Annotated in this window: 18 protein-coding genes; 8 read left to right on the top strand and 10 right to left on the bottom strand. The window is 62.8% G+C overall.

Annotation, left to right across the window (positions count from 1 at the left end):
- Positions 1-5: 5 nt before the first annotated feature.
- Positions 6-272, bottom strand: a complete 267-nt coding sequence (locus tag KI617_RS09615; protein WP_226451772.1) for a PAAR domain-containing protein — start codon at positions 270-272, stop codon at positions 6-8.
- 43 nt (positions 273-315) lie between these two features.
- Positions 316-1146, bottom strand: coding sequence for a M15 family metallopeptidase (locus KI617_RS09620; protein WP_226451773.1), 831 nt, complete (start codon positions 1144-1146; stop codon positions 316-318).
- Positions 1147-1366: 220 nt separating this feature from the next.
- Between KI617_RS09620 and KI617_RS09625 the strand changes: the two genes are divergently transcribed.
- Positions 1367-1966 (top strand): hypothetical protein, encoded by a 600-nt coding sequence (locus tag KI617_RS09625; protein ID WP_226451774.1) that lies wholly within the window; start codon positions 1367-1369, stop codon positions 1964-1966.
- A 32-nt stretch (positions 1967-1998) separates the two neighbouring features.
- On the opposite strand, the gene KI617_RS09630 is transcribed toward KI617_RS09625, so the two are convergent.
- The 6 genes from KI617_RS09630 to mltG are packed head-to-tail and all read right to left on the bottom strand — an operon-like array spanning position 1999 to position 6438.
- Entirely contained in the window at positions 1999-2658 is a 660-nt protein-coding gene (locus KI617_RS09630; protein WP_226451775.1) for an ankyrin repeat domain-containing protein, read from the bottom strand.
- Between the two features lie 5 nt (positions 2659-2663).
- Entirely contained in the window at positions 2664-3437 is a 774-nt protein-coding gene (locus KI617_RS09635; protein WP_226451776.1) for a TatD family hydrolase, read from the bottom strand.
- A gap of 9 nt (positions 3438-3446) precedes the next feature.
- Positions 3447-3809, bottom strand: a complete 363-nt coding sequence (locus KI617_RS09640) for a PilZ domain-containing protein (RefSeq protein WP_011287936.1) — start codon at positions 3807-3809, stop codon at positions 3447-3449.
- Positions 3810-3815: 6 nt separating this feature from the next.
- The gene (gene holB, locus KI617_RS09645; protein ID WP_226451865.1) at positions 3816-4835 is read right to left on the bottom strand and encodes a DNA polymerase III subunit delta'; all 1020 of its coding nucleotides are present in this window, start codon (positions 4833-4835) and stop codon (positions 3816-3818) included.
- Positions 4832-5446: a dTMP kinase gene (tmk, locus tag KI617_RS09650; RefSeq protein ID WP_226451777.1), complete on the bottom strand. Its 615-nt coding sequence runs from the start codon at positions 5444-5446 to the stop codon at positions 4832-4834. The genes holB and tmk overlap by 4 nt, the downstream gene beginning before the upstream one ends.
- Positions 5443-6438 (bottom strand): endolytic transglycosylase MltG, encoded by a 996-nt coding sequence (gene mltG / locus KI617_RS09655; protein WP_226451778.1) that lies wholly within the window; start codon positions 6436-6438, stop codon positions 5443-5445. Before mltG ends, tmk begins: the two co-directional genes overlap by 4 nt.
- 92 nt (positions 6439-6530) lie before the next feature.
- Between mltG and ygfZ the strand changes: the two genes are divergently transcribed.
- Together ygfZ and KI617_RS09665 are read left to right on the top strand one after the other, a co-directional pair.
- Positions 6531-7550, top strand: a complete 1020-nt coding sequence (gene ygfZ, locus KI617_RS09660; RefSeq protein ID WP_226451779.1) for a CAF17-like 4Fe-4S cluster assembly/insertion protein YgfZ — start codon at positions 6531-6533, stop codon at positions 7548-7550.
- Between the two features lie 12 nt (positions 7551-7562).
- Positions 7563-8312, top strand: a complete 750-nt coding sequence (locus KI617_RS09665) for an NRDE family protein (protein WP_226451780.1) — start codon at positions 7563-7565, stop codon at positions 8310-8312.
- Here the strand turns inward: KI617_RS09665 and KI617_RS09670 are convergent.
- Both KI617_RS09670 and tadA read right to left on the bottom strand, forming a co-directional pair.
- The gene (locus tag KI617_RS09670; RefSeq protein ID WP_226451781.1) at positions 8282-8764 is read right to left on the bottom strand and encodes a L,D-transpeptidase; all 483 of its coding nucleotides are present in this window, start codon (positions 8762-8764) and stop codon (positions 8282-8284) included. The genes KI617_RS09665 and KI617_RS09670 overlap by 31 nt on opposite strands.
- Positions 8761-9201, bottom strand: coding sequence for a tRNA adenosine(34) deaminase TadA (gene tadA / locus KI617_RS09675; RefSeq protein ID WP_226451866.1), 441 nt, complete (start codon positions 9199-9201; stop codon positions 8761-8763). Before tadA ends, KI617_RS09670 begins: the two co-directional genes overlap by 4 nt.
- Before the next feature lie 278 nt (positions 9202-9479).
- On the opposite strand from tadA, the gene KI617_RS09680 reads away from it, so the two are divergent.
- Genes KI617_RS09680 through KI617_RS09700 form a run of 5 tightly spaced genes read left to right on the top strand, consistent with a single transcriptional unit; the run spans position 9480 to position 25091 of the window.
- Entirely contained in the window at positions 9480-10469 is a 990-nt protein-coding gene (locus KI617_RS09680; protein ID WP_226451782.1) for an ABC transporter ATP-binding protein, read from the top strand.
- A complete protein-coding gene (locus tag KI617_RS09685; protein WP_226451783.1) occupies positions 10469-11704 on the top strand; it encodes an ABC transporter permease in 1236 nt (411 codons plus the stop codon). The genes KI617_RS09680 and KI617_RS09685 overlap by 1 nt, the downstream gene beginning before the upstream one ends.
- Positions 11697-12476: an outer membrane lipoprotein-sorting protein gene (locus KI617_RS09690; protein ID WP_226451784.1), complete on the top strand. Its 780-nt coding sequence runs from the start codon at positions 11697-11699 to the stop codon at positions 12474-12476. The genes KI617_RS09685 and KI617_RS09690 overlap by 8 nt, the downstream gene beginning before the upstream one ends.
- A 14-nt stretch (positions 12477-12490) precedes the next feature.
- Entirely contained in the window at positions 12491-13738 is a 1248-nt protein-coding gene (locus tag KI617_RS09695) for a hypothetical protein (RefSeq protein ID WP_226451785.1), read from the top strand.
- Between the two features lie 52 nt (positions 13739-13790).
- Positions 13791-25091 (top strand): non-ribosomal peptide synthetase/type I polyketide synthase, encoded by an 11301-nt coding sequence (locus KI617_RS09700; protein ID WP_226451786.1) that lies wholly within the window; start codon positions 13791-13793, stop codon positions 25089-25091.
- Positions 25092-25102: the final 11 nt, after the last annotated feature.

Below are 25102 nucleotides of genomic sequence, written 5' to 3' on the forward strand. Positions count from 1 at the left end.
GCGTTTCAGTCTGTGGTCAGTGACTGACTGGCGATCAAAGTCGCCCCGCAGGCAGTCTTGTCACCATGACGGGCGGCCGGGCGTCCATCGATCAGCGCCGTGGAATCCCCAGTCACAATGGTCGTTACGTTGCCATGACCTCGTTTTGGACAGGTCACCTGATCGCCGACCCGCGCCACGCCCTTCCCGTTGCAGTCGCTCGATTCGGATGCAGTGATAACCACTCCGCCGTGATCCGTCTTGTCGCCCAATAGAATGAAAGGTCTGCTCATCAATTACTCCAGAAGATACGAGATTGCCCAAGTAGGGTCTTGATCACTGACTAGCGCCTCGACCCAGGACACCGCTACGACGCAACTCCACGTGTCCGTAGTCCTGCATCTTCCACTTGCCGCCCCAGGTCAGTCCGACCTGTTCGGCGATTTCCCCATACAACTGGTAACCACGCATGGCCCACGGATCGCGTTCCGAAATCACGACCTTTCCGTCCCGGTAAAAAGCGGAATCGGCAGCCAGGCCGTACTGGTGGTAGCTCATGTTGGCGCCGACCTGAGTGACATGCGCCCCCTGCTCAAACAATTTTGCCTGGCGCTCCGGGCTGCGATAGCCCTCGATCAACACCATGTCGTAGCCGTGCCGCTCCTTCATCAGCTTGAAAACAACGAGAAGGCGCTGGGTAAATACCTGATCAAGCAAGTTCCAGTTGCGACTGGCATGAATCACATCCGGACGCACCATTTCCACTTCCCGAGATGTAAAGACCTCTGGCGGCAACGGCGGCGGCGGGACGAGCTGCTCACCTTCGAGCAATACAGCAATCTGCCGGTCAGCAATTCGATGCTCATCGGAAAAGTCGAACACCGCCGGACTGTGCAACGCCAGCGCAATCAGCGAGGGCGCCACGACCAAAAGCAAGGCTCCTCCGGTGAGCAGCGGGTTGGCGCTGACAAATCGCCCAAGACCTTTGATAAGCCCACGAAGCAGTTGGCCAACAGAGAGAAATCCTGAGGAAAATTTGAGCCCCACCCGGACCACTGGAAGCGCGCCGTTATTGAGAGCCCCCAGCAAGGTCGAGATGACGCGCGTGCGATAGCCGGGAAAAACAACCAGCAACACACCCAGCACAACAATCAGGAAATACGCCAATACGGCAGCCGCAACCACAGAAAGCTTTCACAAAGAGCCGCTCAAGACGCATTCAGAAGAAATACGCAGAACAGGGAAATAATCAATTTGTATTATTTTAATACAAATGGATTTCTTTATGAACTTGCCAACGTCCTATTATAATGGCCGATGACTCAATGACATTCCACAATTACACGATGGAAGCATATCCAGACTGGAAGACAACAAAGGCTGAACGATGAGCATCCTGCAAGACCTCGACCCAAAATACGCAAAAATCCACACCCAGTCTTCATTTGCCGTATGGAAGTCAATTACCTGGATTTTGTCATTGCTGTTGATTCTGGCGTGGGCCAGCTGGCTGGTTTTTACGCTGCAGATCGACAACAGTGCCTCTGGAAATAAACTGCCCGGAAACGGCATGCCGGATCAAGGTGAGATCAGCAACGAGATCGCCAAAGCGCCGAGCATCGAACGCTCCCAGATTGCCTCGACCGACCTAGCGGCTGCGTCTCCAGCCAACAGCGGAGCAGGAAGCGCCATCATTCAGGAAGCTGGACAGCCTGCGTCGATAAAATCGGAAAAAGGCCAAGAACCCATGCCTTTTCCTTCAATCGCACCAGAAGAAAAAAAACTGACGAATTCAGACCGGATGAGTAAAACCGATTCGAGGAATCAAAGCGCCCACCAGCAGGCCAAGAGACAAACAGGCCATTCTGCAGAACGAAAACCTGCCAACAACCATGCGAACAAGGTATCTGCCGACAAGAATTCGCAGCCAAATGCAAAAAAAGCCGCCGAACGCGACGTCGATATCATTACAGCAATCGTTCGGTAATCAGATCCGGGCTTGGGGCAACAAGCCTGAGCTCACCTGACCTCGATAGTCACCGAGCGGCCCGAGACGCCACCAGCGCGCCGCAATGCGTCACCGATGTCTGTATTCTTGTTCCTTAGCGCAATATCAAGCGCCGTCTCTCCAGTATCGAGTTTCCGATTCGGGTCAGCTTTTTTGCCCAACAGCAATTGAACGATCTCGGCATGCCCGCTACGGGCGGCGGCGATCAAGGGCGTGGTGCCATTCTCGCTGGGCGAATTGACATCGGCCCCCGCGTTGATCAACACCCTGGCAATCTCGAGATGGCCGCTGAAGGCTGCATAGGCCAGCGGTGTCCAGCCCGTCATATTGACGCCAGCCCCTCCCGCCACCAATAACTCGACCACCTTCAGATGGCCTCGAAAAGCAGCCAGCCGCAGGGCAGTGTCTCCAGCCGAGTTGCGCGCGTTGAGTTTGGCGCGATGCTTGATCAGGTAGCCGACCAAATCGGCGTGGCCATCGCGGGCCGCCAACATCAGCAGCGTATTGCCATCGATATCCGTCGTATCGATCGAAGCGCCTTTCTGCACCAGCTCGGCCACACCACTGGCATCCCCCATCTTCGCTGAGCTGATCAGGTCATCATAGGTCGCAGCGCAGACCAGAACGGGAAAGGCCAGAGCAAAGACAGCGGTCAAAAAGGTTTTTTTCATGGTTTTCACAGGCGGGCAGCGTGTTTGAACAAGCGGAAGAAATTGTCGGTCGTCGCCGTGGCAATCTCTTCAAGCGAGACCCCGCGCAGGCGAGCAATTTCTTCGGCGACATAATGAACGTAGGCCGGTTCGTTGGGCTTTCCCCGGTACGGCACCGGCGCCAGATACGGGGAGTCGGTTTCAACGAGCAGGCGGCCAAGCGGGCATTTCTGAGCCACTTCCTTGACGATGGTAGCGTTCTTGAACGTCACAATCCCCGAAAACGAGAGGTAGAAACCCAGATCGAGTGCTTGCCTGGCTATTTCCCAGTTTTCGGTAAAACAATGCATCACGCCACCAACCGTGTCAGCCCCCTCTTCCTTGAGCACCCTGAGCGTATCAACGGCAGAATCCCGGGTATGCACCACGAGCGGCTTGCCACACCGTTTGGCCGCCCTGATATGCGTGCGAAAACGATCCCGCTGCCACTCCGGCTGATCCTTCTGCCAGTAGTAATCGAGCCCTGTTTCGCCCATGGCGATGACCTTCGGGTGCGAAGCAAGAGCGACAAGGCGATCTTCATCGGGCTCTTCGACATCCGTGTATTCCGGATGAACACCGACAGTAGCGAACAGGCATGGTTCCTGTTCGGCCAGCGCGAGAACCTTGGGAAAGTCCTCCAGATTGACGCCGATGCAGACCGCCAACCCGACCTGCTTGTCCTGCATGCGCTGAAGCACATCAGGCAGGCGATTGGTCAGATCAGGAAAATCGAGGTGGCAGTGAGAGTCGACCAGCATGATGGCTGATCAGAGCGTATGCGTCGGCCGGGCAGATTGCATGACGCCGCCGAGCAGGCCTTCAATCTTGCGCCGCGCTTCCTGACCGCTTTCGTCATTGTTGAAATGCACACCGATACCCTGCGCCCGACCATTCTGGGCACCAGCCGGGGTAATCCAGACCACAGTCCCAGCGATTGGCAACTTGGCGGGATCGTCCATCAGAGAGAGAAGCATGAATACTTCATCGCCAATCTTGTAGCCTCGGGTCGTCGGGATAAAGATTCCGCCAGCTCGCAGATGCGGCATAAACGCGGCATAAAGCGCGGATTTCGAATTGATGTTCAGCGAGAGAACGCTCGGGCGCTGGGGAGCGGGTTTTGCTTCACTCATCGTTGATCAATTGGCAAACAGGGCTCGGTAATCCAGGAAGAGGCCTTCCAGAAAGAGGCGCGCATTTAGCGGCTGCTCGGCCTCCTGGCGGCGCGATATTGCGGCTCGATAGGACTGAATCAGCCGCGCAGCAGGAATCATATCAGCCAGCCCTGAAATTGTGGGCTGTTGCGGCAGAAAATACCGTACAGGCAAGCCATTCTTGGCCAGCGTCAAATCGACCAGCCATTTTTGCACCCCTTCGACGACATGCTTCAGCAATAGCTTTCCCTTGCTGTCCTTGACCGCTTTTTCCAGTTCAGCCGCCATCGCCAGTGCATCCACATTTCGGCCCTTGCCCAGTCGTGCGACCAATAGTTCAACCCAGGCGCTTTGACCGGAGGCAGCCAGATCCAACGCCAAAGCCGGAGAACCACCGGCCAGCGCCAGCCAACGTTCGGATTGCTGCAACCCTTCGTCAGCCAATACCTTTCCGGCAAGCTTCGCCGCAGGCACCGGCACGGGAACCACCTGGCAACGGCTGCGGATCGTTGGCAGCAAACGCATAGGTTCGCTAGAAACCAATAAAAACAATGTATCTGCGGATGGTTCTTCAAGTGTTTTAAGAAGAGAATTTGCCGTGCTGCGGTTCATTGCCTCGGTCGGATTGACGATAACAATCCGCAAACCACCCCGGTGCGTTCCAACATTGAAGAACTCATCAAGTGCGCGTACCTGGTCAATAGTGATCTGCTGACTCGGTTTTTTCTTGCCGTCTTCAACTTCGACATCCTCGCCGAGTGCATCAGGCTGCAACAGACGGAAATCAGGATGATTTCCTTGCTCAAACCAGTTGCAGGCCAGGCATTTGCCGCAAGCCTGACCATTCGACTGAGGTGACTCGCACAACAAACCAGCGGCAAAACGTCGCGCCAGCTCGAATTTTCCAAGGCCTTTTTGCCCCACCAGCAACAAGGAATGTGGCAAGTGTTCCCGTCTTGCTTGCAAGCCAGCCCAGACTTTGAAATGAAGCTCTATTACATTCATAAACAATTATTTGAAACAATCTGTTCAAGTTGTTTGCGAATATTTTCAATCGTCTGGTTAGCGTCAATCACCCGGATTCGCGATGGACTGGAATGCGCCCTTTCCAGGTACGCTTGGCGGACACGCTCATGAAAATCGACACGCTCCTGCTCAAATTTGTCGAGCACGCGATTGGCCAGCACGATGCGCTCACGGGCAACGTCCAACGGCAAATCGAATAGCAGCGTCAGATCGGGCTGCAGATGCCCATGAACCCAATGTTCGAGCGTCAGGAATTTTGCCCTGTCCAGACCACGGCCACCGCCCTGGTAAGCATAGGTGGCATCGCTGAAACGATCACAAACCACCCATTCGCCGCGGGCGAGTGCCGGCTCGATCAAGCGAGCCAGATGTTCGCGACGAGCCGCAAACATCAGTAGCGTTTCGGTTTCCAGATGCATCGGTTCGTTCAGCAACAGTTCGCGCAGTTTTTCGCCGAGTTCGGTTCCGCCGGGTTCGCGCGTTACTTGAACGACGATCCCGCGTTCTCGCAGCGATTCAGCCAGCCATTCGACGTGGCTGCTCTTGCCCGCTCCGTCAATGCCTTCGAAAGTGATGAATTTGCCTTTCACTTCCCACCTCTCTGATATTTATTAACTGCCCGGTTGTGTTCGTCCAGCGTCCGGGAAAATTCGCTGCTGCCATCGCCTCTTGCCACGAAATAGATGACATCGCTAGGGGCCGGATTCAGCGCCGCCCTGATCGAAGCCTGCCCCGGCATCGCGATCGGCGTTGGCGGCAAGCCAGGGCGGGTATAGGTATTGTACGGGGTGTCCGTGAGCAGATCGCGCTTTCTCAGGTTGCCGTCGAATTTCTCGCCAATGCCGTAGATCACGGTTGGATCGGTCTGCAGCAACATTCCCTTGCGCAAGCGATTGACGAAGACTGCAGCAACAAGCTCCCGGTCCGACTCTCGCCCGGTTTCTTTCTCGACGATGGAGGCCATGATCAGCGCGTCGCTCGGAGTCTTGTAAGGAAGACCGGTGGAGCGGCTAGTCCATTCGGCGTCCAGTTTGCGCTGCATGGCCCGCTGGGCTCGCGCCAGAAGCTCAAGATCGCTGGATTGCTTGTCAAACAGGTAAGTATCCGGAAACAACTGCCCTTCCAGGCTGGCAAGCCTCAGACCCAGCTTCTCGATGATTTGCACCTCGCTCAAGCCAAGCAATTCGTGCTTCAGATCAGGATGCTTATCCAGGCGGGCACGCCATTGCCGAAAGGTCCAGCCCTCAACCAGCGTCAGTTCGCCTTGAGTAACCTTGCCCTTGAGTAACTTGTCGAGCAATTGGCTCGGGGTCACCCCTTCGTAGACCGCATAGCTGCCTGCCTTGATCGCCGTATCGGCTCGCTTGGCCCGGGCCAGCAGGGCGAGCAAGTTTGGCTCGACTTCCATACCGGCCTCCCGCATCTGGGTAATCGCCGAGCGCAGGCTGCTACCAGCCGAAACATGGAAATCAAGCGGCGACGTGCGCAGGGACAGCGGCTGATTGGCCCACCACCACAGCCCGCCAGCGGCGATCACGAACAGCGCAAAAACAGCGAATAGAATCTTGGTCAGGGTGCGCACGGGAACTCGTCGGCTGCAAGCAGGTCTTGCCCGTGTGGAACGAGCACGTTATAACGAGCGATATAATATCCGAAACCCTATCAGGAGCCCCCATGAATCCCCACTGGCGCAGCTTTTTGGAATCAGCCGAAGCCATCTTCGACGCTGATTCGGCCGAGCTTCTCAATTTTGGCGATGCCGCCGGCGAACTGCAGGCGGCAACGCAAAAAACCGTTGTCGTTCCGCTGACCCATCTGGGGCTGATCGAAGCTACTGGTGAAGATGCCAAGACTTTCCTGCACAGCCAATTCACCAGCGACATCAACCACCTGCCGGAGAATCAGGCACAGCATGCCGGCTGGTGTACTGCCAAGGGTCGTATGCAGGCCAGCTTTATTGCCTGGCGTCAGGATGAACGCTACTTGCTGGCCCTTTCCGCCGACTTGCAGGAGGCCACGCAGAAACGTCTGCAAATGTTCGTTCTGCGCTCCAAGGTCAAGCTTGCATCACTGACTGACAGTGTCGTCATGCTGGGTCTCTCTGGCCCTCAAGCGCCCGAAGCACTGGCCGATGCTGCGCTACCCTGCCCGACCGAGGCCATGGCTGCTACCAGTTCAAACGGCGCAACGGTCATCCGTCTTGACCAGAGCCGCCTGCTGGTAGCTGCGCCGGAGTCGGCCATGGCAGAACTGTGGCAAAAGCTGACCATCAAGGCTCGCCCAGCCGGCCTGCCCGTCTGGCGCTGGCTCGATGTGCAGGCGGCTTTCCCGCTGGTCACGCTGGCGACAAAAGAGGAGTTCGTGCCGCAGATGGCCGACTTCGAGAAAATTGGCGGCGTCAGCTTCCACAAAGGCTGCTATCCCGGCCAGGAAGTGGTCGCCCGAACCCAGTATCTGGGCAAGGTCAAGCGCCACCTGTTCCGACTGACCAGCCAGCAAGCTCTGAAGGCCGGCGATGCGTTGCACTCACCGGACAATCCGGATCAGTCCTGCGGTACCGTGATGACCGTGGCGCCATCACCGGCTGGGGGTTACGAAGCGCTGGCGGTTGTCCAGAGCAATTTCGCGGGCAATGTCCGTCTCGGTTCGCTCGAAGGCCCAACCGTCCAGGCGGCAGCAGTCAATCCTTCTTAAATCGTTGCAATAATGTGCTTGATCGTCGTCGGCTGGCGGGTGCATCCGGACTACCCGCTGGTCGTCGCCGCCAACCGTGACGAGTTCTACGCCCGCCCCACCGCCGCTTTGGCCCGCTGGCCAGACGCGCCACAGGTGATTGGTGGTCTCGACCTCGAAGCTGGTGGTACCTGGCTAGGTGTTACCGAGAAGGGACGCTTTGCAGCGGTAACCAATGTTCGGGAACCGGGTATGGCCAAGGGCTTGCTCTCGCGCGGCGCCCTGACCCGGAATTTCCTGACGTCTGGATTATCGGCCAGCGAATACGTCTCGCAGATCGATTACGCTCAATATTCCGGATTCAATTTACTGTTGAGTGATTGCGAGTCGCTGGTCTACTGCTCCAATCGCGATGGCCAGCCGCGCGCCCTGGCGCCCGGCGTCTATGGCCTCTCCAACCATCTACTGGACAGCCCGTGGCCAAAACTGCTGCAAGCGCGCGAACGCTTCGCCGAAGCGCTACCCGGTTTGCCCGATGAATCGGCCTTCTTCGACTTGCTGGCCGACCAGAGCATTGTTGATGACGAAAATCTGCCCAGTACTGGAGTTCCGATCGAATGGGAACGCCTGCTGTCGGCTGTATTCGTCAAATCCGAAAGCTACGGCACCCGAGCCTCGACAGTTGCCTGGCAAGATACCGACGGTGACCTCACCATCCACGAAAAAAGCTTTGGGCCGTTCGGCCAGCCGCTTCAATCCTCGGTAATCTCGACTTCCGTATAACAGGGAACGAGGTCGAAGAGTTCGACGATATCGGCATTCCGCATGCGAATGCAGCCATGCGAGCCAGGCAGACCCATTTCCGCAGTATCCGGACTGCCGTGGATATAGATGTAGCGGCGCATGGTATCAACGCAGCCGTGACGATTGCAGTTGGGCTCACATCCTGACAACCACAGGATACGCGTCAGTATCCAGTCTCTATCAGGAAACTGCTCACCCAATTCGGGAGTCCATAGCTCGCCCGTCGGCCGCCGACGAACAAAAACCGTATTTTCTGGCTGATCGCGACCAATCTTGGCCCGTATGATGTGCCGACCGCGGGGTGTCTGGTAACTGCCCGATACCTCACCGACGCCAGCCAGTGCTGTCGATACCGGGTATTCGCGCAGGATTTCGCCAGCCTCATCGACGACAGTCATAGACTGCCTGGCAACAGACACCTGAAGTTTCATGGCGTTTTCTTGCGACGACTGGCGAAGAAACCCGACAAGAGCGTGCTGCACTCATCGGCCAGCACGCCGCCCTCCACAGTCGCGTGATGGTTCAGGCGTTCAACACCAAAGAGATCGACGACACTGCCATGCACCCCCGTCTTCGGGTCACGCGCCCCATAAATGACACGGCTGATCCGGGAATGCATGATCGCCCCGGCGCACATGGCGCAGGGCTCCAGCGTCACAAACAGTTCGCAACCCGGCAGGCGGTAATTGCCCAACACCCTCGCCGCATCGCGCAAAGCGGCGATTTCCGCATGCGCCGTCGGATCGCTCTCGCCGATCGGCGAATTGAAGCCCCGCCCGACAATTTCGCCATTCAGTACAACAACCGCGCCGACCGGTACTTCGCCAAGGCACTCCGCTGCGCGGGCCAGCGAAATGGCCTCACGCATGAAAAATTCGTCGCCAAGCCCGGCGACGGTATCCTCGATTATTCCCACTTGATCATTTCCGAAGTCCAGAAACTTGCACAAAACCAAGCTTTGTATTCGTTCGCATTCTTGCCTACCGTCATATATTGGGTGTTATTGCTGGCGCTGGAGATGAACTCGAATCGCCGCTATCTGTGATCGGTATTCACTTTGAGAACGTCCATCAAATCGTAGTTCAACTACGACTGCTCGAAGTAAAAAAACCGCCGCTTCCTTGAAGCACCAAGGATTATCGTAGCATGGCCAAGGGGTTTCCGGGCGTCAGCTGCTTCATCGTTCAAGTACCGGCTCTTCAGAAAAAACTCGCCCGCTTATCCAGCCGGTTTATTTCAGTTCCATACGCCAACCCCCTCCGCTCGGCTCATAAAAAGCCATTGCACAGCGACATTTGCAGAAACAACCGCCTGCTAATCTGCGCCACCAATAGACGGGAACGCAATAGCGGGCTGAGTTTGCTTGAATTTTTGTGCAGCCCTCCTTTATGTCCAGCCAGAAACAGTAAGAGGATTTGCAAAATGGAACTGAGTGACTGCATCGTCGAACTCACTGATGCTTGTAAAACCTACGGCACCGATCAAGCTCAGGTAAGAGCATTGCAGAAAGTCTCCCTCCAGATACGACGGGGCGAGTTTTCATGTGTATGGGGGCCATCGGGCAGCGGCAAATCCACCTTGCTCAACCTGATCGGCTTGCTCGACACACCGGACACAGGCTCAGTACACATTGCCGGCAGCGACTGCGCAACTCTGGACAAAGCAAGCGCGGCGCGTTTTCGCAACGAAAAAATCGGCTTTGTCTTCCAAAGCTTCAATCTTGTCCCCGTATTAAGTGCGCTCGAGAACGTGATGCTGCCTCTGCAGATCGCCAAGAAGTCTCCAGCGGAAGCAAAACAGGTCGCCTTGGCAGCACTCGCCGATGTCGGTCTCAGCGAGCAGGCTCACAAGCATCCCGACAAGATGAGTGGCGGGCAGCGTCAGCGGGTTGCCATCGCCCGTGCCCTGGTCAATAGTCCCCAACTGGTACTCGCCGACGAACCAACTGCCAACCTCGACTCGGTCACGGCGGAGTCGATCATCGAGCTGCTGCGCCGACTGAACGAACAAAAACACGTGACCTTCCTGTTTTCCACCCACGATCCGCGTCTGCTCGAATATGCGAATCGCCTCATTGAACTCAAGGATGGCCGCATCGCCAGCGACCATCTGCACACCAACCTGAAGGTGGCGTGATGGACTTTTCTACCCACATCAAGATTGCCGCACGCAATGTCGTGCGCAATCGTCGGCGCAGCCTGGTTACCTTTCTCTCGGTGGTGATCGGCTTTGTCGCGCTGTCGCTGTTCGAAGGCTACTTCGTCTCGGTCTATGACTCGCTGGAGGATCAGGCCATTGTCGGCGAGCGCCTGGGCCACCTGACCATCGCCAGGAAAGGTTTCTTCCAGAACGGCGCGCAGGATCCGCAAGCCTATGCCTTCAGCAAGGACGAACTGGCCACCATCGCCAGCAAGCTGGGCGGCCTCGGCAATGTTGCGCTGGTTAGCCCGCGCCTGTCGCTGTCCGGCCTGATCAGCAACGGCAACAGTTCGCGCATCTACATTGGCGAAGGAATCCGTCCCGAGGACATGACCGTGCTGCGCGGCGAAAAATACGCCAACCTGCCCGGCATGCTCGATGCGAGCCAGCCCGGTGCGGCCATTCTCGGCAAGCGCCTGGCCGAAAACCTCGGCCTCAAGACCGGTGACAACGCCACGCTGATGGGCTCGACGCTGGACGGTCTGGTCAATGCCGTCGGCGTCACGCTGCTGGCCCAGACCAGCACCGGCAACATCGGCACCGACGACAAATATGTGCTGACCACGCTAGCCAGCGCCCAGCGCCTGATGGCCTTCGAAGGTGCCGAACGGGTCGTCGTGCTGCTCAAGGATCCGAGCACCATCGTCGAAAGCGCCGCCGCCATCGAGGCAGCCATGCTTGATCTGGGCATCGCCTGCGAGGTCAGGGACTGGAAGACACTGTCCTCCTACTACGGCCAGGTCAAGGGACTGTTCGACGCCATGTACCTGTTCATCAGCATCGTCGTTGCCATTGTCGTCATCGCCAGCGTTTTCAACACCATCAGCATGACCATCGCCGAACGCACCCGCGAAGTCGGCACCTTGCGCGCCTTGGGCATGCAGATCGGTTCCATTGATCTGCTCTTCGTGCTCGAAGGCATGCTGGTCGTCATGGCCGGCTGCCTGGCCGGGGCGGCGATCACGCTGGCGCTCGGGGGGCTGATCAACAGCGCCGGCATCTCCTACACGCCGCCGGACGCCACCGAAGCCGTCCCGCTGGTCGTCAAGCTGGTCGGCGAGAACCTGTTCGGCTCGCTGTTCACGCTGGTCGTGCTCTCGGCGCTGGCCTCCTACCTGCCGGCGCGCCGCGCCAGCCGCCGCGCCATCACGGAGGCCCTGGGCCATGTCTAAGCCGATTTCCCAACGCCGCCGGGTGCTGGCCTGGGCGACCGCCGCCTCCCTTGCCCTGCTGGCAACCGGCGTCCACGCCGGCCCGGCCGGCGGCAACGCGGACCAGTTGCTGGCCGACAGCGACAAGGCGCGCGGCGGCAACCTCAACGGCGTCAAGCTGAAAAGCACCATCACCGAGTTCAACAACGGCAAGCCAGGCACGACGCTGCATCTGGACGTGCAGTCGGACCAGGACAACAGCCTGGTCGTGTTCACCGAGCCGCCACGCGTCCGTGGCAACAAGATGCTGATTCAGGGGCGCAACATGTGGTTCGCCTCGCAGGACGTCATCAAGCCGGTGCCGATCTCGCCCCGCCAGCGCATGCTGGGCGAGGCCTCGAATGGTGACATCGCCGTCACCCGCTATTCCCGCGACTACAACGCGACGCTGGCCGGTGAGGAAATCCTGGACGGCAAGCCAGTCTGGGTGCTCGACCTGCGGGCCAAGGGCAGCGGCGTCGCCTATGACCAGGTGAAATATTTCATCGACAAGAAAAGCTTGCTCGGGCTACGCGCCGATTTCCATTCGGTAAGTGGCGACCTGCTGAAGTCGGCCACCATGGAATACGGCAATTCGGTCGAACAAAAAGGCGTCAGGCATCGCTTCATCAGCAAGATAGAGATTTCCGACGCCCTGGCCAGCAACAAGAAAACAGTCCTCGACTATTCAGAGGTCAGGACCGATGACATCCCGTCGACCATCTTCAATCTTGCCGACCTCACCCGTCGCTAGCGCGTGATCCGGCCATGTCCCGTTCCTGTCTCGCAATTCTCTGGCTCTGCTCGGGCGCCTGTCTGGCGGCGCCCGAACTGCAGGTCGCGGGCGAATGGCTGAATTTCGCCACCGTCCAGGGGGTGCGCGAGAATTCGCCCTACAACCCCGGGAACAATCTGGCCGGCCTGCCCAATACGCGCTTCGAGTCCGTGCTGCGCGGCAACCTGCGCCTCAATGCCGCCCCCTTCGTTCTGGCCATCGGCCCGCGCCTCACCGGGCGGCGCGACTACGGCACCAACGACGCCAGCACCAACACGACGCATGAAGAACTCTATCTGCAGAGCTGGCAAATGGAATATCGCGGCGCTGCGGTCGACCTGTTCTACAACCGCGAATTGCTGCTCTGGGGCCCATCGCTGTTCGCCTCACCGTCGAATCCGTTTTTCCGCGACACCAACCAGGTCAATCCCTTCACCGAACTGCCGTCCCGCGCCTTCGTCGGCGGCCGCTGGCGCTTCTCCGACACCTCGCAGCTGAACCTGCTGGTCAATGTGGACGATGGCCGGGACAGTGAAGTGTTGCGCCACTTCAAGGCCATCACCGCGCTGCAGCTGGAACACCGCGGCTACGACTATTCGCTGGGCGTCGTGGCCGCCAACCGCGACGGCAAGTGGCGGAGCGGACTGTACGGTCAGCACACGCTGGGCGAATCGGCAGTGCTCTATGCCGACGGCGCCTGGTTCGCTAGCTCGGATCGGCTGATCGCCCGCCAGCAAGGCAGCGACTGGGCCTTGACGACCCGGCCCGAGCGAAACTACGTCGACCTGCTGCTCGGCGGCGCCTACACCTTCAGTGGCGGCGTCACCATCAATGCCGAACTGCGCCGCAACGGCGAGGGTTACGACGCCGGGGAACGGCGCGCCATGGCGCGTTACGCGCAGTTCCATGCCGACGGCTTCACCGGCAACGACCCGGCGACCATCGGCCGCTCGGCCCAGGCCTTGGGTGCCGTGGTTCAGCCGCACGCCTCGACCTACGGGCGCAACTATCTGCTGCTGCAATACAACGACCAGCAGATCGCCGAGCGGACCAGCCTGGTCATGCAGTGGAGCTACAGCATCGACAGCCACGAATCCACAGTCACCGCGGTGATTTCGCACGATGCCGGTGACCGCATCCGCCTGCAGGCCAATCTCAACGCCTTTACCGGCAGTGGCAGCGGCGAATACCACAAGTACCTGGATTACGCCATTTTCACCGGCGCCAAGATTTTCTTCTGAACCGACCAACGAACGAGACACGGGTGAACAAGTGAGGGCAACGAGCAACGCGATGGACGCAAACAACCTGGTCGAACTGCTGGTCGGTCAGGCCGCCAGCCAGCCCGATTTCGAGGTGTTCGTCTATTTGCGCGACGGTGAAGAGGCCGCCGAACGGATGACTTTCGCCGAGCTCGACGCCCGTGCCCGCGCCATCGCCGCCGCGCTGCAGGCCAGCACCCGGCCCGGTGACCGCGTGATGCTGCTCTACTTGCCGGGCACCGAATTCATCTGTGGCTATTTCGGCTGCCTCTACGCCGGCCGCATCGCCGTGCCGCTACCGCCGCCGCGCCCATCGCGCCTGCAGCAGACCCTGGAAAAGCTGCTGGCCATCGCTGCCTCGGCCGAGCCGACCGCCGTGCTGACCAGCCGGATGCTGGCCGACAAGGCCGCCGAATCCTTCGCCGCCCTGCCCGCCCTCGCCCCGCTGAAGTGGATCGCCAGCGAGGAAGTGGACAAGGCCGGGGCCGGCGACTGGCAGCGCCCGACCATCGACCGCGACGACATCGCCTTCCTGCAATACACCTCGGGTTCAACGGCGCTGCCCAAGGGCGTCATGCTGACCCACGGCAACCTGCTCGCCAATACCGACTACTTCGCCCACGGCTGCGTCCAGGCGCCGGGCTCCAGCCTGCTCAACTGGCTGCCGCCCTTCCACGATCTCGGGTTGATCTACGGCCTGCTGACACCGATCCGACTGGGCATCACCGGCTACATCATGCCCAACGCTGCATTCGTCCAGCAGCCCTCGCGCTGGGTGCGGGCGATCAGCCGCTACCGCATCACCCACACCATGGGGCCCAATTTCGCCTACGACCTGGTCACCCAAAGCGTCACCGAGCAGCAACTGGCTGAACTGGATCTTTCCCACTGGCAGCAGGCGCTGAACGGCGCCGAACCGGTGCGCATGGAAACCATGCGGGCCTTTGGCGAGCGCTTCGCCCCGGCCGGCTTCCGTAGCAGTGTCTTCAATCCCTGCTGGGGCCTGGCCGAAGCCAGTTGCATCGTGACCGGCGCCCACTTTGGCCACCCTGCGGGCGACCGTCCGGAACCGCTCGGTCTCTGGGTCGATGCCCGCGCCCTGGAAACCAACCGCGTGCAACTCCTTGAAGCGGACACCGCGGGCGCACTTTGGCTGGCGACCAGCGGCCAGGCCATCGACGACACCGAACTGACCATTGTCGATCCATCCTCCCGGCTGCGCTGCCCGGCCCAGCGCATTGGCGAAATCTGGGTGCGCAACGCAGCGGTCGGCCAAGGCTACTGGCAGAACCCGGAGCAAAGCGAGGAAACCTTCGGCGGCGTGCTAGCAGACGACGGCGAGGCCCGCCGCTGGATGCGCACCGGCGACCTCGGTTTCCTGCATCAAGGCCAACTGGTCATCACCGGCCGCCTCAAGGATGTCATCATCATCCGCGGCCGCAACCACTATCCGCAGGACATCGAATGGTCGGCCGACCACGCCCACCCGCTGATCCGGCCGGCCGGTGCCGCCGCCTTCGCGATCGAGGCCGCAGGCGAGGAACTGCTCTGCCTGGTCCTTGAAGCCGACCGCCGCTTCAAGGCTGAAACGCATGGCGACGAAGTGCTGGGTGCAGTACGCCAGGCGATTGCCGAAAACCACGAACTCAAGCTGGCCGGCATCGCGATTGTCCGCCAGGGCACGCTACCCAAGACAACCAGTGGCAAAATCCAGCGCCGCGCCACCCGCGATGCTTTCATCCACGGAGAACTGGACGAGCGCCTGCGCTGGGTCGGCCCGCTGCTGGCCAGCCATATCGATACGCTGCTGAACAAGGTGGCTACCGACGAACCAGCTCCTGTCGGTGAAGCTGCCTTGCCGGCAACGAATACCGACATTGAAGGACAAGTGCTGACCTGGCTGCGCCAGCGCATTGCCCAGATCACCGGCCTCGATCTCGCCCAGATCCTGCCCGAGCGCGCCTTCGCGCAATGGGGCCTGGATTCGCAGGATGCAGTCATGCTCTCCGGCGAAATCAGCCGCCATTTCAGGCTCGGCAACCTGCCAACCACGCTGCTCTTCGATTACGCAACGCCGGCCCAGGTGGCCCGCTTCGTCGCCGAGCGTCTGTCAGCCCCGGCCGGGCCAGTCGAAATGTCCGCCGCGGCGCCGGCAGAGCGTGCCGAAATTGCCATCGTCGGCCTGGCCGGCCGCTTCCCCGGCGCTGCCGATGTCGACGCGCTATGGCGCCAACTGCTCGCTGGCGGGCAAAGCATCGGCCCACTGCCGGCGGCCCGCCGCGCGTTGGTCGAAGGCTTTATTCCCGAGCGCGAAGGCTTCGACATCGAAGCTGGCTGGCTCGACGGCATCGAGCAGTTCGATGCCGCCTTCTTTCATATTTCACCGCGTGAAGCGGAAAGCATGGACCCTCGCCAGCGCCTGCTGCTGGCCAGCGTCTGGCACGCGCTGGAAGCGGCCCGCATCCCGCGCGAGGAACTGGCCGGCAGCCGCACCGGCGTCTTCATCGGCCTGAGCGGCCAGGAGTATGGCCAGTGGGCGCTGCTCGACGGCGAGGCAGCCCAACTGACCACCGGCGGCGCCAACAGCATCGCCGCCAACCGGATTTCCTACTACCTCGACCTGCACGGCCCCAGCGTTGCCGTCGATAGTGCCTGCTCCTCCTCGCTGCTGGCGCTGCACCTGGCCTGCCAGAGCCTGCAGGCCGGCGAATGCGATACCGCCATCGTCGGTGCCGCCAACCTGGTTCTCGATACCCGCCTGTCAAGTGCCCTGCGCCGCGCCGGGATGCTCTCTCCCAGCGGGCGCTGCCACAGCTTCGACAACGCAGCGGACGGCTATGTCCGTGGCGAAGGTGTCGCCGTCGTCGTGCTGCGCCGCACTGACTTCGCCATCCGCGCCGGCAATCCACTGCGTGCCCTGATCGCCGGCAGCGCCTGCAACCAGGACGGCCGCAGCTTCGGGCTGACCGCGCCCAACGGCAGCGCCCAGCGCGATGTGATCCACGCCGCGCTGAAGGCGGCCGGCGTCGCCCCGGCCGAGGTCCAGTACGTCGAAGCCCACGGTACCGGCACGGCGCTCGGCGATCCGATGGAATGGGAAGCCTTGGCTAGCGTGCTCAGCACCGGCCGGGCGAACACCTCACCCTGTACGGTCGGTTCGATCAAGGCCAATATTGGCCACCTCGAAGCCGCCGCCGGGCTGGCTGGCCTGATCAAGACCGTCCTCTGTTTGCAGCACGACCGCATCGTGCCGCTGGCCGGCTTCGCGCAAGCCAATCCGCGCCTGGCCGAGACCGCGGCGCTGGCCCTCGACCGCCCGGCCGACGGCCAGCCGCTGACGGTAGCCGCCGTAACCTCGATGGGTTTCGGCGGCACCAACGTCCATGTCGTTCTCAAACGCGCGCCGCAACCGCTGGCGCCCTCCGCCGAACAGCTCGATGCCTGGCCGCTGCCCCTGGCCGCCGAAAGCGCCAGCGCGCTGGCTGCGCTCGCCGCCCAACTGGCGCCCCGCCTCGGCGACCACGCCAGCCTCACCCGCTACAGCCGCCTGGCCGGCAATGGGCGTTCGCGGCTGGCCCACCGCGCCGTGTTGATTGCCAGCGAGGCCGGGCAGGCTCGTCAGAGTCTCGATGCCCTCGCGACCGGCCAGAATTCGGCTTCCAATCGGGCCGGCCTGCTGACCGGCATCGCCCGCTCCAGCGAGACTCCGCGCATCGCGCTGGTCTTCGCCGGCCAGGGTGCCCAGCGCCGGGCGATGGGGGCCGCGCTCTATCGCAACAGCAGCGCTTTCCGGCACGCCTTCGATGCCGCCGCCAGCGCCTTCCTGGCCAACGGCTGCGACGTTGCCGGCTGGCTGCTCGGCGAGGCCGCGCTCGACGAGCACAGCCTGAGTCGCACCTGCCACGCCCAGCCCGCGCTCTTCGCCTTCGGCTACGCCGCCGCCTGTGCGCTGAAGGCATGGGGCGTTGCTGCCCAGGGGCTGATCGGACACAGCCTCGGCGAATACGTCGCCGCCTGCGTTGCCGGCAGCCTGTCGCTGGCTGAAGCCTGCGCGCTGGTCGCCGCCCGTGCCGAGCTGATGAAGCGCTGCCCGGGTGGTGCCATGGCGGCCATCGCCGGCGATCCGGCCAGCATCGAGCGCTGGCTGGCCAACACCGGCAGCGCCGTCGAGGTCGCTGCCTACAACGCATCTGGCGTCATCACGGTAAGCGGCAGGGCCGAAGCGCTGGCCACGGCCCTAACGAGTGCCAGCGAGGCCGGGCTGGCGGCAATGCCACTGGCCGTCGAGACGGCTTTCCATTCGGTGCTGATGGAGCCGGTGCTCGACGAATTCCGCAGCCTCTGCCAGCGCGTCGACTGGCAGCCACCAACGCGGCGCCTTTACTCGAATCTCACCGGCGGCACGCTTGAACGCCCGGATGCCGACTACTGGGTGCAGCATCTGCGCCAGCCGGTGCGCTTCGCCGACTGCATCGATGCGGCGCTGGCCGACGGCATCGACCTTTTTGTTGAAATCGCCGCCCAGCCGACGCTGGCCTCGCTGATCCGCCGCCAGGCCCGGGGCATCCGCGTCATCACGCTGGGCGCCGGTACGCCGGGCAGCGACGAATGGAGTGACGCACTACGCCTGCTCGGCCAACTGTATTGCGCCGGCGCGCCGGTCGACTGGTCTGCCCTGGTCGGTCGCGAAACCGACGCCACCGCTGCCCTGCCGCCCTACCCCTTTGACCTGACCCCGCACTGGCTGCCCCAGCCCGAGAGTTCCACCATGACCGCCGACCACCACGCCGCCATCGCCCCGCCAGCCGCCAACGCGCTAAGCTGGTTGCGCGACAACCTCGCCGATCTGCTGCATACCACGCCGGCAGCGCTTGACCCGGCCCGCAGCTTCCTTGAACTGGGGGCCGATTCGCTGGTGATGACCGAACTGCTCGGCCGCCTGCAGCAAGTTTTCGGCATCGAAGTCGAGCTGGCCAGTTTGTTCGAAGGCCTGGAATCGCCCGCCAAGCTCGCGGCCCGGATGGGAAGTGCGCCAGGCAGCATCGAAGCTGGGCGTTTGCCAGCTGCTTTGCCGGCTGCCAGTGCCGCGGTCGTTGTCCCCACCTCTGCTGACGCCATGCCGCAGATCGCCGAAGACCTGCGCCGGCAACTGGCAACGCTGCTGCGCACGCCGGCTGCCACACTGGCCACCGATCGCAGCCTGCTGGAACTGGGCGCCGACTCGCTGGTTCTCACCGAACTGCTGCGCCTGTCCGACGAACGCTACGGTGCCGCCCCTGGCATGGCCGAGCTGTTTGGCGACTTGAATACGCTGGACGCACTGGCTGGCTGGCTGGCCCGGCATGGCAACCTGTCCATTGAGCTGGCGCTAGGCGCCGCCCCGGCGTCGCCCACCATCAAGGCGCCGGTTGCACCGGCGCAATCCGTCGCCCAGCTGGAGCGCATCGGTATTCCGCTCGCCTCGCAAGTCGACCGCCTGAACGCCGCGCTGCCAACCGCGTCGAGCGGCGCCAGCGATGGATTGCAGCACCTGCTCGCCAAGCAGCTCGACACCCTGCGCGACGTGATGAGCCTGCAGATCGCCAGTCTGGCCGGCACCGCTCCACCGGCCCAGCCGGCCGTTCAAGCTGCCGCCAGCCCCCTGCCGCTGCCGGTCGCCGCGCCACTCGCCACCACGCGCCTGGCGCCGCCAGCCCCGGCCGGCAAGCAGGCCGGTTCGCTGAGCCCAGCCCAGCAGGCCCACATCGACCAGCTGGCCGGCGACTACGTGGCTCGCACCGGCGGTTCGCGGCGCTATGCCGAAACCCATCGCCAGGTTTTTGCCGACTACCGCAGCTCGCTCGGCTTCCGTGCCGCCACCAAGGAACTGATCTACCCGCTGGTGGTGGAAAGCGCCCAGGGCAGCCATCTGACCGACATCGACGGCCATGACTACATCGACCTGACCATGGCCTTCGGTTCCTCGCTGTTCGGCCACAATCCGCCGCTGGTCATCGATGCACTGCGCGACCAATTGACGCGCGGCATCCAGGTCGGCCCAAAATCGCCGCTCTCCGGCCGCGCCGCGGCGCTGGTCGCCGAATTGACCGGCTGCGAGCGAGTTGCCTTCGCCAATTCCGGCACCGAAGCGGTAATGACCGCGCTGCGGCTGGCCCGCGCCGTCACCGGCCGCAACCGCGTTGTTCGCTTCACCGGCGCCTACCACGGTCATTCCGACGGCACGCTGGTCAAGGCCGGCCCCGATGGCAACGGGGCGCCCGGCGCCCCCGGCGTGCCGGCAGGCGTCGCCCGCGAAACCACGGTACTGGAATGGGGTAGCGAGCAGGCCTTGGCCCAGGTCCGCCAGATGGCCGGCGAAGTCGCCGCCATCGTCGTCGAGCCGGTGCAGAGCCGCCGCCCCGGCTTCCGGCCCCAAGCTTTCCTCCAGCAACTGCGCGAAATCGCCGATACCGCCGGCTGCGCGCTGCTGTTCGACGAAATCATCACCGGTTTCCGCCTCGCCGCCGGCGGTGCCCAGGCCTGGTATGGCGTGCGCGCCGACCTGGCCACCTACGGCAAGGTGGCCGGCGGCGGCATGCCAATCGGCATCATCGCCGGCCGCAGCCGTTTCATGGATGCCATCGATGGCGGCGCCTGGCGCTATGGCGACGACTCCGCCCCGCGTCAGCCGCATACCTTCTTCGCCGGCACCTTCAGCGCCCATCCGCTGACCATGGCGGCGACGACGGCCACGCTGGAACGCATCAAGGCCGAAGGCGAAAACCTCTATGCCCGACTGGAAGCCACCACCGGCGACATGGCCGGGCGCTTGAACGCCTGGTTTGCCGAACACGACTTCCCGATCCGCATCGATCACGCCGGCTCGCTGTTCCGCTTCGTTTTCTTCAACAATTTCAGCGTCGAATTTCAGCCGATCGAAGCCAATCTTTTCTTCTATCACATGACGCTACGCGGCGTGTATATCTGGGAAGGTCACACCTGCTTCCTGTCCACTGCCCACAGCGCGGCCGATGTCGAATGTATCGTCCAGACCGCCATTGAGGCTGCCTGTGCGCTGGCCGCTGGCGGCTTCTTCCCCGGCGCCCGCCCGCCCACGTCCGCCCTCGCTGCAATCGCCCCGGCCACCTTGCCGGCAGCCGTGGCAAACAACGCCATCGCCGCCGCCATCCAGGCGCTCAATGAAGCGGCACTCGCCGCCTTCGCCGGTGCCCTGGTCCGCCTGGGCTGGAGCGGGCGCAGCGCACCCGGCGGCAACTCGCTGCTGGCCGCTCTCGGCGTGACCAAACAACATGCTTCGCTGCTCGGCCGCATGCTCGAACAGCTCAGCCTGAGCGGCGCACTGACCGAACAGGACGGCCACCTGCAGGCGGTGACGCCGCTCGACGCCCTGGCTGCCGGTCTCGATGCCCGGCTGGCCGCCCTGCCCGCTGCTGCCGGCAAGGAAATCGCTGCCCTGATGACACGCTGCGCCGGAGAACTCCCCGCTGTGCTGACCGGCAAACGGGACGCCGTCGAAGTTCTCTTCCAGTCCGAAGCATTCGCCTGGCTGACCCGCCTCTACACCAGCGCCCCGGGTGCCGACGTGGCGATCGACCGGCTGATCGATGCGATCAGCACCCATGGCACCGCTGACACGCCGTTGAGGATCATCGAAGTCGGTGCCGGCACCGGCGCCATCGCCCGCCGCCTGTTGCAGCGGATCGGGGCGCGCCCGCTGGAGTACTGGTTCACCGATATTTCACCCGCTTTCCTGGCTCGTGCCGAGCGCGAACTGGCCGACCCCCGTTTGCGCTATTTCCGGTTTGACGCTGAGCACAGTCCGCTGTCGCAGAATATCCCGACCCATCATTTCGACCTGGTGATCGCCTCCAACGTCGTCCATGCCACGCGGCATCTCGGCCAGACGCTGGCCAACCTCAACCAGTTGCTGCTCGACGACGGCGCCATCCTGCTCCACGAATGCACCGAAGCGCACGCCTGGCTCGACCTGATTTTCGGCATTACCGATGGCTGGTGGCAGCGCGAGGACCACGACCTGCGTCCCAACCACCCGCTACTCACTACCGCCGCCTGGCAGGCCGCGCTCAATGCCGCCGGTTTCCAGGGCGCCGAGCCGCTGGTCGTTTCCGGTGGCCAGGCGGTGTTCCATGCCCAGCCGGCCCGCGTGCTGCGCTTGCCGATGTCGGCGGCGCAACGGCAGATCCTGGTGCACCTTGAAACCAGCGACGACATCGCACCAGCCTACAACGAGGCCATGCTCTGCGGCATCCGCGGCCAGTTGAACAAGGATGCGCTAACCAGCGCCTGGGCCCATGTGCTGAGCCGCCATCCGACACTGCGTGCCCACGTCGCGGTCGACTGCAGCAGTTTCGAAGTCGCACCAGAACGGCCGGGCGCGCTGGAAACGGTCGATTTCTCGACGCTCGGTGAGCAGGCCGGCCAGCGCGCCCTTGACTGGATCAGCGTGCGCCAGCGTAGCGCCTTCGATCCCCTGCAGGGTCCGCTGCTCGATGCCTGGCTGTTGAAATTGGCCGACGACGAGCACTGGCTGTTCGTCATCGCCCATCACCTGATCGTCGACGGTCTCTCCTACGGCCGCCTGCTCGACGAGGTATGGGCCAGCTACGCGGCACGGCTGGCGGGTAGCGCCCCGGCCCTGCGCCCGGTGTTGCCGGCCGCCACCGCCTGCGCCCGGCTCGACGCCATCGACGAAGTGGCCGCCATCTGGTGGCGCCGCCGGCTGGCCGAACTGCCGCCGGCCGCCGAGTTGCCGATCGACAAGAAACGCCCGGTCGTCCAGCGCTTCGAAGCCGAACGGACCAGTCTGATCCTGCCGGCCGACCAACTGGCGGCCGTCCGCGCCCTCGGCGCCAAGGCCGGGGCGACGCCCTTCATGACGCTGAACGCCGTCTGGCGCGTGCTGCTCTCCCGGCTGTGCGGCACCCGCCGGCTGGGGATTGGCGTACCGGTCTCGGTCCATCCGGAATCGGCCCGCGAATCCTATGTCGGCTTCGCGGTAAACATCCTGCCCCTGTGTACGCCGATCTTCCCCGGCCAGAACTTCCTCGAACTGTTGCGCGAAGTACGCAGCGAAATCACCGCTGCGCTCGAGCACAAGGGTCTGCCTTTCGCCGAAATGGTCAAAATGGCCGGCGGCGAGCGCGACCCGGCCCGCCCGGCACTGGTCCAGGTACTCTTCAACTGCGAAGCCCACGATCAGTGGCAGGCTGCCAATGTCGAAGTGCGCACCCTGGTGCCGCCGGCCACTCATACCAAGTACGAGCTGACGCTGGACGTGCTGATCGGCAAGGATGGCCTGGAACTGGTTCTCACCTATGCCAGCGCACTCTTCAAGGGCGCCACGGCACGCAAGCTGCTGGCCCGCTACGCCGCCCTGCTCGAACGGCTGTGCAGCACTCCGGAAGCGCCGCTGGCCAATGTCGACATCCTGCTCGAAGCCGAACAGCAGCAGTTGGGCCTCAACCCGCCGGTTCCCATGCTCGAGAGCTGCCTGCACGAGCTGTTCGAAGCCCAGGCGGCGCACACCCCGGACGCCGTCGCCATCCGCCGCGATACCGAGCAATTGACCTTCCGCGAACTGGACAGTCGCGCCAACCGCCTGGCCCACGTCCTACTGGCCCATGGCATCCATCGCGAAGACCGTGTCGCCGTCTGTCTGCCGCGCAGCCTCGACCTGCCGGTTGCGCTGCTCGCCGTGCAGAAGGCCGGCGCCGCCTATGTGCCGATCGACCCGACCTACCCGGAAGAGCACCAGCGCACCATCCTCGAGCATTCCGGCGCCCGCCTGCTGCTGGTCGCCGAGGCCGGCGCTGCCGCATGCTTCCCGCAACAGGCCGTGCTGGCCCTGGCCGATGCCGAGGGCGATCTCGCCGCTGCCTCGCCGCAGCCACCGAAAGTTGCTGTCTCACCGCAGCAGCTGGCTTATGTGATCTTCACCTCCGGCTCGACCGGCGTGCCCAAGGGCGTCGCCATCGAGCACCGCACCGTCTGCAGCTTCCTGGCCTGGGCGGCGGCGGAATTCCCGCACGATGAGCGAGCCGGCGTCCTGGCGTCGACCTCGGTCTGCTTCGACCTCTCGGTCTTCGAACTCTTTCTGCCGCTGACCCACGGCGGCCGCGTCATCCTGGTGGACAACGTGCTGGCCCTGGCCCAGTCCGAGTCGGGCGCCGACATCACGCTGGTCAACACCGTGCCCTCGGCGATGGCTGAACTGGCCCGCGCCCAGGCCCTGCCGCCCAACGTCCGCGTCATCAACCTGGCTGGCGAGGCGCTGCCTGAGCCGCTGGTCGCCAAAATCCGCGAAACCTGGCCGCGTCTCGCCGTCTGCAATCTCTACGGCCCGACCGAGGACACCACTTATTCGACCTGGCTGCGCATGTCGCCGGGCGAGAAGGTCGATGTCACCATCGGCCGGCCGCTACCGGGCACCCGGCTCTATCTGCTTGATGACGAACTGCTGCCGGTGCCTCCCGGTTCCCAGGGCGAAATCTGGCTGGCTGGCAACGGCCTGGCGCGCGGCTACCTGGAGCGCCCCGGCATGACGGCCGAGCGTTTCCTGCCCGATCCGCACGCCCCGATGCCGGGCGCCCGCATGTACCGGACCGGCGATCTCGGCCGGCTGCGCAAGGATGGCACCGTCGAATATATGGGCCGGCGCGACGATCAGGTGAAAATCCGTGGCCACCGCATCGAACTGGGCGCCATCGACAGCGTTCTGCGCAAGACCGAGAGCGTCACCGGCGGCGCCGTGATCGCCCACGGCGAACCGCTGAAGCTGGCTGCCTTTTACACCGCGAACCGGGCTGCCAGCGACACTGAACGCCTGGAAGCCGATATTCGGCTGCAACTGGCCTCCCGGCTGCCGCGCTACATGATGCCGGCCAGTTTTGAGCGACTAAGCGAACTGCCGCTCACCCCGAACGGCAAGATCGACCGCAAGGTTCTGCGCGAAATGGCCGGCTGCTGCAAATCCGCTACCCCGGCCGGGCAGCGCGAGCCGCGCAGCGAAATCGAGGCCGAACTGCGCCAGCGCTATGCCGAGGTGCTCGGCCGGGCGCCGGAAAGCATCGGCATCGACGACGACTTCTTCTCGCTGGGCGGCCACTCGCTGCTGGCGACCCGGCTGCTCTTCGATCTGAACAGTGCCTGGCAGGTCGAACTGCGCCTGGCCGACCTGATGCGTGGCCCGAGCGTCGCCGAACTGGCTGAGAGACTGGTTTCGACGCTGGCTGCCGAAGTCAGCGACCTGGCCTCGCTGGTCGATGAAATCAGCCAGGACACCCCGCCTGCCCGTCCCTTTTCCGCCGACTAAGCACCCGAAAA

Source organism: Ferribacterium limneticum, from assembly GCF_020510625.1.
In the GTDB taxonomy this organism is placed as follows: domain Bacteria; phylum Pseudomonadota; class Gammaproteobacteria; order Burkholderiales; family Rhodocyclaceae; genus Azonexus; species Azonexus limneticus_A.